Raw genomic sequence first — 12580 nt, forward strand, 5'->3', positions numbered from 1 at the left:
TGTTCGGGAGGAAGGTTGCGCTCAGATCCGGCCCATTAACAGCAGCACCAGGACAACGATCAGGATGACGCCGACGATGCCGGATGGTCCGTAACCCCAGGACCGGGAATGCGGCCATGCCGGAACCGCGCCGATCAGAATAAGAATAAGGATAATGATGAGAATGGTGCTGATCGTCATCAGAAAATCCTCGCTTTGAGGTTGCAATGACGGAACAATGCAGAAGGCCGCCCATTGTTCCCGGGCGGCCTTTGCTTGATCAGGATGGCGATCCGGACTCTATTCGGCGGCCTTCGGGAAGGCGATCCCCGGTTCGGCACCCAGATCGGCGTCCAGGCCTTTCGACGGGATTTCGGCCTTTCGACGCCCCAACAGGCGACTGAACCAGCCACGACGCGCACCGGGTTTGACCTTGGCGCGAGTAAACACCATCAGCATCGACGGCGTCACCACCAGCGTCAGCACGGTGGCGAAGGACAGCCCGAAGACGATCGCCGAAGACAGCGAAATCCACCATTGCGTCGACGGCGCGTTGATCGTCGTCTCGTGATGGAAGATTTCGAGGCCGAGGCCGAAAGCAATCGGCAGCACGCCGAGGATCGCCGACACCGCCGTCAGCACCACCGGACGGGCACGTTCGCGGCAGGTCTGCAGAACGGCTTCGTATTTGTCCCAGCCCTCTTCGCGCAACCGGTCATAGGTGTCGATCAGCACGATGTTGTTGTTCACCACCACCCCGGCCAGCGCGATGACACCGATGCCCGACATGACGATGCCGAATGCCTCTCCCGTCAGCAGCAGCCCGAGGAACACGCCGATCGTCGCCATGACCACGCAGGACAGCACCAGCCAGACGCTGGTGAACTTGTTGAACTGCGCCAGAAGCACGATGAAGATCAGGAAGATCGCCGCACCGAAGGCTTTGCTGAGGAAGGCACCGGCCTCTGCGCTGTCCTCATTCGAACCGGCAAGCTTCCAGCGAATGCCGCTGCCGAGGTTCATGTCGGCGACAGCTTTGGTGACCTCCTGCTGGACGGCAGCCACCTGGGCGCCGGCAGCGACGTTGGCCTGGACGACGACCGTTCGCGCACCGTCGATGCGGTTGAGGATACCGACCGTCGGCTCCGGCTTGCGCACGACGAAGTTCGAGATCGGCACCGAGCCTTGAGCGGTCTGCACCCTGAGTTCGTCGAGCGTCGACAGCGTGCGCCGATCCTCGGGCAGGCGCAGCCTGATGTCGACTGCATCGTCGGCGCCAGCGGGCCGGTATTCGCTGAGCTTCAGCCCGTTGGTCACCAGTTGCACCACCGTTCCGACCGCAGTCGGGCTGATGCCGTACTGCGCCGCCTTGGCGCGATCGACCTCGAGCGCCCAGTCGACGCCGGGCGGCGCCAGGCCGTCGGAAATATCGATGACGCCGGGCACCTTGGCTATGCGCGCGGCGACGGCGCGGGCCTTGTCGTCAAGGCCCTTCGGATCGACGGCCGAAAGCCTGATCTGGATCGGCTTGCCGGTAGGCGGGCCGGCTTCCGGCACGCGAACCTCGACGTCGACACCGGGAATGCCGGCCATAACGCCGCGCAGTTCGTCCAGGATTGAGTTCGCCGATTTACGCTCGCGCCAGTCGACGAATTCGTACTGGATCACGCCAACCACGTCTTCCGGAACATCCTGGCCGCCGCCCTGCGTCTTGCCGACACGGGTATAGACAGACTTCACGCCCGGCCAACCGAGCAGTCGATTTTCCGCGGTCTTGGTGGCCGCGTCCATTTCGGCAAGCGAAAGATTGCCGCGGGCGTGGACATAGAGCAGGCCGTAGTCAGGCTCGACATTCGGGAAGAATTCGACGCCGGCACCGAATTTCGAATAGGCGTAGCCGACGCCGAACAACAGCGCCACAGTGAGGACAAGCACGGTGATGGGATAATGCACCGCCTGCTTGACCACGGCCATGTACCAGCCGTCGCGATTGTCGTCGGGGTGATGGGCCGGCGCCTTGGCAAATATCGCGCCCAGCGTCGGCGCGAAGACCAGCGCATAGAGCATCGAGGCCGAGAGCGTCACGATCAGCGTGATCGGCATGTATTTCATGAAGTCGCCGATAATGCCCGGCCAGAACAACAGCGGCGAGAAGGCGGCAATGCGCGTCATCGTCGCCGCGATGACCGGGCCGGCCATGCGCTTGGCGGCAAGCGCGAACGCTTGCTCCTTCGGCATGCCCTCGCTCATGCGTCGCTCGGCGAATTCGGTGACGATGATGGCGTCGTCGACCAGCATGCCGACCGCCAGGATGAGGCTGAACAGCACGATCATGTTGATCGTGTAGCCCATCATTGCCAGCAACAGGATGCCGATCAGGAAGGACGAGGGGATGGCCAATCCGATCAGCAGCGAGGCACGGCCAGACAGCGCGTAGAGAATGACGATGAACACCAGGATGACGGCGATCATCACGTGGTTCTGCAGGTCGCCGAGCAACTGGTTCACGAAGACGGACTTGTCTTGCGTGTAGGTGACGTGCATGCCCTCCGGCATCGTCTTGATGAAGGCGTCGGACACCTCCCTGACCTTGCCAATCGTATCGATCAGGTTGGAGCCGATGCGCTTCTTCACCTCGATGGCGATCGCCGGCTTGCCGTCGAGGCGGGTGACCGTCTCGGCGTCCTTGAATGTGGAGCGGATGGTGGCAATGTCCTTGGCCTGCACCACCGCATTGGGGCCGGCGACGACCGGCAGCGCCGCCACATCCTCTGGCGTCTCGATAAGCGAGGGCACCTTGACCGCGTATTTGCCCTCGGATCCTTCGATGTTGCCGGCGGCGACAAGACTGTTGGAAGCGCCGACCGCACCGATCAACTGGTCGAGCTGCAGCCCGTAGGAAGACAGCTTCATCGGATCGATGACAACTTCGACGAGGTCGTCGCGCGCACCCTGCAGCGAGCCCTCGAGCACGCCAGGCACTTCCTCGATGCGGTCGCGCAGCTCGCGCGCCGCCGCCGTCAGCACGCGCTCGGGCACCTCGCCCGACAGCGTCACGACCAGGACGGGGAACTCGGAGATGTTGACCTCGGAGACCACGGGCTCCTCAGCCGCTTGCGGCAGGTCGGCCTTGCCGTCCTGCACCTTGCTGCGCGTGTCCTGCAGCGCGGTGGCGAGATCCGTCTGTGGCTGGAATTCGACCAGCACATAACCGCCGCCCTGGAAGGCGGCCGAGCGCATCTCCTTGAGGCCTTTCAGGCTCTTCAGCTTGGCTTCCATCGGCCGCAGCAGGAGGCGCTCGGAGTCTTCCGGCGAGATGCCCTGGTAGATCAGGCTGACATACATCATCGGAATCGGAACATCCGGTTCCGCTTCCTTCGGCGTCGACTGGTAGGCGACCGCACCGGCAAGGATGAGAAAGACCAGGACCGCAATGGTCAGCCGGGCATTGCTGATAGCAAGTTTGACGATGTCCATGATTACTGCGTCCCGGCCGTCGCTTCGCCCAACAGCTTTTGAATGGTCGCCTGGTCGGCTGCGACCGGCTTGACCACCTCGCCTTCCTTCACCAGCTCCTGGCCGGCGACGATAATGCGGGCGTCGGCCGCAATGCCGCCGAGCACCAGGCCGGTTGGCGTGTCGTCGACTAGATCGATCGGGAAGAACACGACCTTGTCGTCCTTGTCGACGGCGCGGATGCCGAGGTCGCCCTTGTCGCCGAGCGTCACCACCGATCGCGGCAGCATCACGGCGTCGGTCGGCTGGGCGCTGAGCGCAATTTCTGCCGTCATGCCGGCCGGTACGGACCCATCGGCATTGGGGATAGCGACTTCAACCCGAAAGGTACGGGTTGCCGAAGATGCATCCCGGCTGATGTAGCGCACCGTACCCTTGACGGTCTGGCCACTGACCAGGCGCACATTGGCTTCGTCACCGATCTTCAGATAGCCGAGATCGCGTTCGCTGACTTCGCCGCGTGCGATCACCGGATCGAGCTTGAGAATGGTCGCCACCTCGCCGCCCTGCATGACGGAACTGCCAAGCTCCACCGGCACCCGGTCGATGACGCCGTCGAAGGGCGCCTTCACCTCGTTGCGGTCGAGCTCGGCTTGCGCTGCGTCCAGTTGCGACTTGGCCAGCGTCAGGTTGGAACGGGCCGTATCGAGCTGCAGCTTGGGCAGATTGCCGGTTTTCATCAGCCGCAGGGCCGCAGCCAGCTCGGCCTCACGTTGCACGACAAGCTGCTTGGCGTTGTCGACCGCCGAGATCTTTTCCTCGGCGGCAAGCATCAGGATGAGGTCGCCGGTCTTGACGTGCTGACCCTGCTTGACCGGCAGCTTGTCGATGACGCCGGCGACGCGTGTCGCCAGGACGGCGCGCTTATCGGCTTCGGTCAGTCCGGAAATGCGGATAGCGCGTGCATAGGTGCGCCGCGGCGGGGTTATGACCGCGACCGTGCGTAACGGCGCCTTGGGCTGTTCCGCCTCGGCAGTCCCCGGCTTGGCAGCCCCCTGTTTGCCAGTTTGGGGCTTGCCTGCGTCGGCTGCCTTGGGCTGCTCGACCTCTCCTGCCTTGGGCTTGTTGTCGGCGGACGCGCTGCCGACGGACGAGAATTCGCCTGTCGCCATCCAGCCGGCGAACCCGATGAGCACAACAATGGCTGCAAGCTTGTGAAACCTGAATTTCGGCATCGTCATTTTTTCCAGTGCGCGGGGTTCGGCCAGGCCGCATCTTCTACTTGGGGCGCGTCGCCGATATGGGTGCGCGCGAGGCCGTATTCAAATTGCCGTGATCGGCGAAGCGCGCTTCTACCTCAAAGTTGCATCGCAATATAGTCAGAAAAGTTGATGGGTTGTTGCTTTGTCCGCAAAGATGCGGCTGCAGCATCGGCTGTTGATCGCCAAAACAGCGGTATGGCAGCAAGTGTCAGGATGATTGACGGATTGCGAATGCCATCTGCTTGCGAAGCAGCTAGGCCGGACGGCGGGCGGCCTCGGGCTGCTTGCGCGCCGCAAGAAATTCCTTGACCCGCCGGCCCGGCGCCGGCCCGCGCACCGGCTTCAAGCCGTCGTCGAGTTCGCCGGACAGATCGATCGTCGGCCGCTTGCCGACGGCGTCATAATTTTCTTCCAGCCAATCACTGGCTGCGGTGCGGCCGAGGTCGCGCAGATAGGCAAGGAACGCCCATTCGGCATTGACCTTGGATGATGCCGACAGATCCTTGAACGCTTCGTCGGCATCGATGCGGTGCATGCGGATGTCGCGATATTCGCCGTGCGGCAATCGGCCGGCGGCGATCAGTTCCTTGACGAAGGCGATCGAGCGGAATTCGCGCAACAGCCCGGCATTGAAGGTGATCTCGTCGATGCGGTTCTGGATCTCATTGGCGCTCTTCGGCGTTCCCTCGCGGACCACCGGATTGATCTGCACCAAAAGCACGTCCTCGGTGGCCGCCGTCTTGAAGAACGGGAACAGTGCCGGGTTGCCGCCATAACCGCCATCCCAATAGGGCACGCCCTTGATCTCGACGGCACGGAACAATTGCGGCAAGCAGGCCGACGCCATCACCGTGTCGAGGTCGATCTCGCCGTCCGAGAAGACCCGCAACTGGCCGGTCTCGACATTGGTAGCGGAAATGAACAGTTCCATCGACTTGCAGGCGCGCACATTGTCGAAATCGATCTCACGTTCGACCACGTCGCGCAGCGGATTGATGGCGAGCGGATTGGCGACATAGGGCGAAAATACCCGAGACATCGTATCGAACAGGAAATAGCCGGGCGTGTTCTCGATCGACCAATTGCCCCAGGCGACGTCCCAAGGCATGCGCTGTACCGGGCTGAAGCGGCCCTTTGCCGCCACCGCACGCCAGAAATCGTCGAGCTTCCGCCGCGCGCCCTCGACACCGCCGCGGACAAAGCCGTCGGCCAGCGCCACGGCATTCATGGCGCCGGCGCTGGTGCCCGAAACCGCCGTTATGTCGAGGCGCCCGTCCTCGAGCAGCCGATCGAGCACGCCCCAGGAAAACGCCCCGTGCGAACCGCCGCCTTGCAGCGCGACATTGATCTTCTTTGGCTCTTCCGCCTTGCCATTTTTCGGCATGGCGTGGCCCTTGACCGCTGGAAGCCTCACTGAGCGGTCCAGCCGCCATCGACAGAGATGTGCGCGCCGTTGATCTGCGCCGCCGCATCCGAGCATAGGAACACCGCGGCCGCCGCAACCTGCTCGACGGTGACGAACTCCTTGGTAGGCTGCTTTTCGAGCATGACCTCACGGACCACCGTCTCGCGGTCCATCTTGTTGGCCTTCATCTGGTCGGGGATCTGCGCCTCGACCAGCGGCGTCAACACATAGCCGGGACAAATGGCATTGCAGGTGATCTTGTCGCGCGCCAGCTCCAGGGCGACCGTCTTGGTCAGGCCCAGAATGCCATGCTTGGCCGAGACATAGGCCGATTTGAACGGCGAGGCGACAAGGCCGTGGGCCGAGGCGACGTTGACGATCCGGCCGCCACCGGCCTGTTTCATCAACGGGATGGCGGCTGCGATGGTGTGGAAGGCCGATGACAGGTTGATGGCGATGATCGTATCCCATTTCTCGATCGGGAAGCTTTCGACCGGCGCGACATGCTGGATGCCGGCGTTGTTGACCAGGATGTCGACCGAGCCGAATGCCTCGGCTGCCTTCGCCACCAAAGTCCGGCACTCGGCCGGCTTCGACATATCGGCCTTGACGTAGACGGTCTTCACCTGGTGGTGCTTCGCGATTGCGTCGGCGATGGCGTGATCGTCGGCGGTGTCGGAAAAGGAATTGACGACGACGTTGCAGCCTTCGGCCGCGAGCGCGTGAGCAATGGCCAGGCCGATGCCCGAGGTGGAACCGGTGATGATGGCGGTTTTTCTGGCGGTCAAGGCGGCTTTATTCCTTTCGAGGCGGGCTCCCGTGGAACCATGCTGCACTGCAGCATATAGGCTCTCTGTCACCCAAGAACAGCGGATGTGTGGAGCAATGACATGAAATTTTTGTCATGTAGACCTCTCTCGTCCCCTAAGAGAGGTCGTTGCCTCGTTTCGCAAAGCATGCGCTGAAAGCTCGTCAGGCGACGAGGTCCGGCACCGTCCCGATATAGCGCGACTGCGGCCGGATCAGCCGTCCGCTCGTTTGCTGCTCGCGCGCATGGGCAATCCAGCCGGCGACGCGCCCGGCAGCAAAGACATTGGTGAACGCCTCTTTCGGAAAGCCCGCCGCTTCCAGCAGGAGCGCTGTGAAGAACTCGACATTGGTCTGGAGCGAGCGCGACGGCTTGGCGATGAGAAGCACTTCGAGCGCCGCTTGCTCCACGCTTTCGGCAAACGCCAGCCGGTGGCCGGCTTCGCCCTTGGCGCCGAGCTGCCGCACCACCGCTTTCAGCACGTCGGCACGCGGATCGCGCACACGGTAGATGCGATGCCCGAAGCCCATGATGCGGCGGCCACGCGCGATCTCGCCACGCAGCCAGCCGGCGGCGTCGCCATGCGCCTCGATCGCATCCAGCATCTCGATCACCGGACCTGGCGCGCCGCCATGCAGCGGCCCCTTGAGCGCTCCGAGCCCGGCCAGCACCGCCGAAGTAAGCCCGGCCTGCGTCGAAGCGACCACGCGCGCGGCGAAGGTCGATGCGTTGAGGCCGTGGTCGCAAACCGTCACGAGATAGGCATCGAGCGCCTTCGCCAATTTAGGCGAGGCCACAATGCCGGTCAGCATCCGCAGCATGTCGGCTGCATGATCGGCCTTGCTATCGGGCGCAATCGGGCTTTCGCCGCGCTGCAAGCGCAGCAAGGCCGGCGTCAGCACGGCAGGTGCCGCAACCAGCCGCAGCGCGTCCGACAATTTGCCGCCATCCGGCAGCAGGGCAATACCGGCGCGCATCGCGCTGTAGATATCGACGGATGCGAGAAACGGCAGCAAGGGTTTGATCTGCTCGAACACTTCGCTGCGCGCCCGACCGATCGCGTTCGCCAGCTCGCTGCCGTCGGGAAGATCGTCGAAAAAGCCGTCGAACAGCAGATGAACCACCTCGGCGTATTTCCAGCGGCCTGCCAGTTCGGGCAACGAATGGCCCCGGATGGTCAGGCGGCCACCAAGACCGTCAACATCGGAGAGCACCGTTTCCGCCGCCACCACATCATCGAGCCCATTCGCCATTGGTTTTCTCCTTGACCCTTTCCGGGTGGAAGATAAGGGTTGGTGACTCGACCATCAATCTTGATCAACGGAATCAACATGACAAGGCTGACATGACGGAGTGGCTGACGCGGGACGAAGCCCTGGAGCGTCTCAAGGTGCGAGCCCAGACCCTCTATGCCTATGTCAGCCGCGGACGCATCGGCGTGCGGCCGGACCGGGCGGATCCACGCCGCAGCCAGTATCGCGCCGACGATATCGCGGCGCTGGCGAGCCGCCGGGCTCGTGGCCGAAATCCCCAGGCAATCGCCGAAAGTGCAATTGCCTGGGGTGAGCCGGCGATCGCCACCACGATCTCGACCGTTTTGCATGGCCGCCTTGTCTATCGCGGCCAGGATGCGGTTGCTCTCTGCGAGGCTGCCACGCTGGAGCAGACGGCAAACCTGCTTTGGGCATCTGGCGCACCAGTGTCGTTCGTCTCGGCGAGCCGCCATGACAACGGCGCAACTGGCCGGCCGGCTGCCTTCGCGGAATTGGCCGCGTTGGCGGCCAACGGCCGGCCTTCGCTCGGCCGAAGATCGGCTTCGCTCAACCACGATGCGGCCGGCGCCATCGCCGCTTTGGCCCAGGCGCTCGGCGCGAATCCCGGAACTGGTGCCGTGCACGAAAGGCTGGCGCGGGGATGGTCGCTCGATGCGGCCGGCGCAGACTTGATCCGTCGCTCACTGGTACTGTTGGCCGATCACGAATTGAACGCATCGACCTTCGCCGCGCGGGTCGCCGCGTCCACCGGTGCACCTGTTTCGGCCTGCCTGCTTGCCGGCCTCGCCACGCTCTCCGGTCCGCGTCATGGCGGCGCCGCGGAGGCGGTCATGATGCTGGCGGAAGATGCGCAGAGATTGGGGCCGGATGCGGCTGTCGGACGCTGGCTCGGTCACGACAGGCCGCTGCCCGGATTTGGCCATCCGCTTTATCCCGACGGCGATCCGCGTGCGGAACCGTTGCTGGCCGCGATAGATGTCGATGATGGGCTGTTACGGCTTTGCGATGCGGCCTTTGCGGCAACGGGCATGCGCCCGAACGTCGATTTCGCTTTGGCCGCGCTGACGCGCGGTCTCCGTTTGCCGTCCGATGCGCCGTTCCGCCTGTTCGCGCTCGGCCGCAGCGTCGGCTGGGCCGCGCATGCCGTGGAGCAGGTGACAAGCAACGGCCTGATCCGGCCACGCGCCCGCTACCAGGGGCCGCTGCCGGAGCAGCTCTAGCCGCGCTGTTTGCGAAGTCTCAGCGGCGCCTGAGCGAAGGTTCGACGCGGCGCCTCGCCCCGGCAATCACGACATGGTGTCGAGCTTGCGCTGCATCGCGGCGATCTGCTCCTTCAGCTCCTGAAGGTCGTCGGGTTTTTCCGGCGTTTCCTTCCTGGCCGGTTCGGCCGGCGCTGCTGCCGGCGCCGAGCCCGCGGACGGGAACGGCGTGAACAGCCGCATGGCGTTCTGGAACATTTCCATGTTGCGCCGCGTCTGCTCCTCCAGCACCTTGATCGGCGTAGCGATCTTCATCATGTCCATCGGCGACTTGCCGAGGGCATCTTTCATCTGCTCGCGAAAGCGCTCCTGCTCCTTCGAGAAGGCCAGCATCGACTGCTCGAGAAAGCTCGGCACGATCATCTGCATCTGGTCGCCATAATAGGCGATGAGCTGACGCAGGAACGGGATCGGCAGCATGTTCTGCCCGTCCTTGTTCTCCAGCTCGAAGATGATCTGGGTCAGTACCGGATGCGTGATGTCGTCACCGGTCTTGGCGTCCTGGACAGTAAAGTCCTCGCCTCTTTTGACCATTTCAGCGAGATCCTCGAGCGTCACATAGGTGCTGGTGCCCGTATTGTAGAGACGGCGATTGGCATATTTCTTGATAACAATAGGTTCGTCTTTTGCGGCCATCTGCATCCTCCCCGGACACCGGGCAGCTTAAGTAAGCCGCCGGTAACGATTGCGCCTTTTTAAAGGATATGCGCAAAAGCGTCATGAATCCAAGCAGTTTGTGCAGTGCGGGAACATTTTATGCTGCGCAGCACGGATGGGCCGCCGTTGCAGCGACGGGCGGCATGCTTGCGGCAGTGGGACGCCATGCCCATTTCGGGTTTGACTCGGGTTGTGGAAAGGGCAAGAAAAGTCCCCGACGGCACCCGAAATCGTTCCCCGAAAGCCTGGAGAAGAACATGTCCGCTTCCAACGCCATCGTTGTCGCCAGTGCAGCACGCACGCCCGTCGGCTCCTTCAACGGCGCTTTCGCCAACACCCCAGCCCATGAATTGGGTGCCGTCGCCGTCAGGGAAGCGCTGGTCCGTGCCGGCGTCGACGGCAAGGAGGTGGACGAGGTCATCCTCGGCCAGATCCTGACCGCGGCTCAAGGACAGAACCCGGCGCGGCAGGCGGCTATGGCCGCCGGCGTGCCGCAGGAGGCGACCTCCTGGGGCCTGAACCAGCTCTGCGGCTCCGGCTTGCGCGCCATCGCGCTCGGCATGCAGCAGATCGCCCAGGGCGATGCAAAAATCATCGTTGCCGGCGGCCAGGAATCGATGTCAATGGCTCCGCATGCGCAACATCTGCGCGGTGGCGTCAAGATGGGCGATTTCAAGCTGATCGACACCATGATCAAGGACGGCCTGACCGATGCCTTCTATGGCTATCATATGGGCAACACCGCTGAGAACGTCGCCCGCCAGTTCCAGATCACCCGCGACGACCAGGACCAGTTCGCACTGGCTTCCCAGAACAAGGCCGAGGCCGCGCAGAAAGCCGGGAAATTCAAGGACGAGATCGTTGCCTTTACAGTCAAGGGCAGGAAGGGCGACACCGTAGTCGACCAGGATGAATACATCCGCCACGGCGCGACAATCGATGCCATGACCAAGCTCAAGCCCGCCTTCGACAAGGAAGGCACGGTGACTGCTGCCAATGCTTCCGGCATCAACGACGGCGCCGCCGCCGTGGTGCTGATGACCGAAGCGGAAGCCGCAAGGCGCGGCATCACACCGCTGGTGCGTATCGTTTCCTGGGCGACCGCCGGTGTCGACCCGCAGATCATGGGGACGGGACCGATCCCCTCCTCGCGCAAGGCGCTGGCCAAGGCCGGCTGGTCGGTTGGCGACCTCGATCTGGTCGAAGCCAACGAGGCCTTTGCCGCGCAGGCCTGCGCCGTCAACAAGGACATGGGCTGGGATCCGGCCATCGTCAACGTCAATGGCGGCGCCATCGCCATCGGCCATCCGGTCGGCGCCTCGGGCGCCCGCATCTTCAACACGCTGGTCTACGAGATGCGCCGCAGAAGTGCCAGGAAAGGCCTTGCCACGCTGTGCATCGGCGGCGGCATGGGTGTTGCCATGTGCGTGGAAGCAATGGGATGAATGGCAAATTGTGAATGGTGAATGGAAGATCGGAGGGCTTACGCAATAATCATTCCCCATTCCCCATTCACCATTCACTCTGGGAGGGAAACGCATGACAAAGGTTGCAATCGTCACAGGCGGGTCGCGCGGCATCGGCGCGGCGATATCGGTCGCCTTGAAAAGCGCCGGCTATTCGGTCGCCGCAAACTACGCCGGCAATGAAGAAGCGGCGGCAAAGTTCAAGGCCGCGACCGGCATCCCGGTCTATAAATGGTCCGTCGCCGACTACGAGGCCTGCGCCGCCGGCATCAAACAGATCGAAGCCGATCTCGGTCCCGTCTCGGTGCTGGTCAACAATGCCGGCATCACTCGTGACGCGATGTTCCACAAGATGACGCGCGAGCAATGGAAAGAGGTCCTCGACACCAACCTTTCCGGCGTCTTCAACATGACGCATCCGTTGTGGGGCGGCATGCGCGACCGCAAGTTCGGTCGCATCATCACCATCTCCTCGATCAACGGCCAGAAAGGCCAGGTCGGCCAGGTCAATTATTCGGCCTCGAAGGCCGGCGATATCGGCTTCACCAAGGCACTGGCCCAGGAAGGCGCGCGCGCCGGCATCACCGTCAACGTCATTTGCCCTGGCTACATCGCCACCGAGATGGTCAAGGCAATGGACGAGAAGGTCCTCAACGAGCGCGTCATCCCGCACATCCCGGTCGGCCGTCTCGGCGAGCCGGAGGAAATCGCGCGCTGCGTCGTCTTCCTCGCTTCCGACGATGCCGGTTTCATCACCGGCTCGACCATATCAGCCAATGGCGGCCAGTACATCGCCTGATCGTTTATCTTTACGTTGAGACAGATACGCGCTTGGACGAACGGGCCTGCAAAACGGCCCGTTTCTATAGCGGTCTTCCCGTTGCAAGATCTCGATGCGGCACGCTGCCCCAATCCGGCACGCAAAGGTTAACGGCCGCTGCGCAGCCTATGCAAAAACCGCCCGGCAGCCTGTGGATTCTCGGTGGAAAAGCTGTTCACAACACAACATGCAGC

Annotated in this window: 10 protein-coding genes; 3 read left to right on the forward strand and 7 right to left on the reverse strand. The window is 63.1% G+C overall.

The features are described from left to right. Positions 1-21: 21 nt before the first annotated feature. The 6 genes from NKI70_RS04825 to NKI70_RS04850 form a co-directional block, all read right to left on the reverse strand. On the reverse strand, positions 22-180 hold the full coding sequence (locus NKI70_RS04825) for a DUF3309 family protein (protein ID WP_023678456.1): 159 nt from the start codon (positions 178-180) through the stop codon (positions 22-24). A 99-nt stretch (positions 181-279) separates the two neighbouring features. Further along, positions 280-3456, reverse strand: a complete 3177-nt coding sequence (locus tag NKI70_RS04830; protein WP_352724340.1) for an efflux RND transporter permease subunit — start codon at positions 3454-3456, stop codon at positions 280-282. Positions 3457-3458: 2 nt separating this feature from the next. Continuing rightward, a complete protein-coding gene (locus NKI70_RS04835) occupies positions 3459-4670 on the reverse strand; it encodes an efflux RND transporter periplasmic adaptor subunit (protein ID WP_352724341.1) in 1212 nt (403 codons plus the stop codon). 280 nt (positions 4671-4950) lie between these two features. Beyond that, on the reverse strand, positions 4951-6081 hold the full coding sequence (locus NKI70_RS04840) for a patatin-like phospholipase family protein (protein WP_352572011.1): 1131 nt from the start codon (positions 6079-6081) through the stop codon (positions 4951-4953). Between the two features lie 26 nt (positions 6082-6107). Continuing rightward, entirely contained in the window at positions 6108-6890 is a 783-nt protein-coding gene (locus tag NKI70_RS04845) for a 3-hydroxybutyrate dehydrogenase (RefSeq protein WP_352696842.1), read from the reverse strand. A 184-nt stretch (positions 6891-7074) separates the two neighbouring features. After that, complete coding sequence (locus NKI70_RS04850) at positions 7075-8163, reverse strand: citrate synthase/methylcitrate synthase (RefSeq protein ID WP_352634177.1); 1089 nt, start codon at positions 8161-8163, stop codon at positions 7075-7077. A 92-nt stretch (positions 8164-8255) separates the two neighbouring features. On the opposite strand from NKI70_RS04850, the gene NKI70_RS04855 reads away from it, so the two are divergent. Beyond that, the gene (locus NKI70_RS04855) at positions 8256-9404 is read left to right on the forward strand and encodes a citrate/2-methylcitrate synthase (RefSeq protein ID WP_352634179.1); all 1149 of its coding nucleotides are present in this window, start codon (positions 8256-8258) and stop codon (positions 9402-9404) included. Positions 9405-9470: 66 nt separating this feature from the next. On the opposite strand, the gene phaR is transcribed toward NKI70_RS04855, so the two are convergent. Further along, positions 9471-10079, reverse strand: coding sequence for a polyhydroxyalkanoate synthesis repressor PhaR (gene phaR / locus NKI70_RS04860; RefSeq protein ID WP_352454871.1), 609 nt, complete (start codon positions 10077-10079; stop codon positions 9471-9473). Between the two features lie 278 nt (positions 10080-10357). Here phaR and NKI70_RS04865 point away from each other — a divergent pair, with 278 nt between their 5' ends. Further along, a complete protein-coding gene (locus NKI70_RS04865) occupies positions 10358-11545 on the forward strand; it encodes an acetyl-CoA C-acetyltransferase (RefSeq protein WP_352696845.1) in 1188 nt (395 codons plus the stop codon). Positions 11546-11639: 94 nt separating this feature from the next. Then, positions 11640-12365 carry an acetoacetyl-CoA reductase gene (phbB, locus tag NKI70_RS04870; protein WP_023678447.1) on the forward strand — a complete coding sequence of 242 codons (726 nt, stop codon included), beginning with the start codon at positions 11640-11642 and terminating at the stop codon, positions 12363-12365. Positions 12366-12580: the final 215 nt, after the last annotated feature.

It is taken from the genome of Mesorhizobium sp. M0500 (assembly GCF_040321165.1).
Taxonomy (GTDB): domain Bacteria; phylum Pseudomonadota; class Alphaproteobacteria; order Rhizobiales; family Rhizobiaceae; genus Mesorhizobium.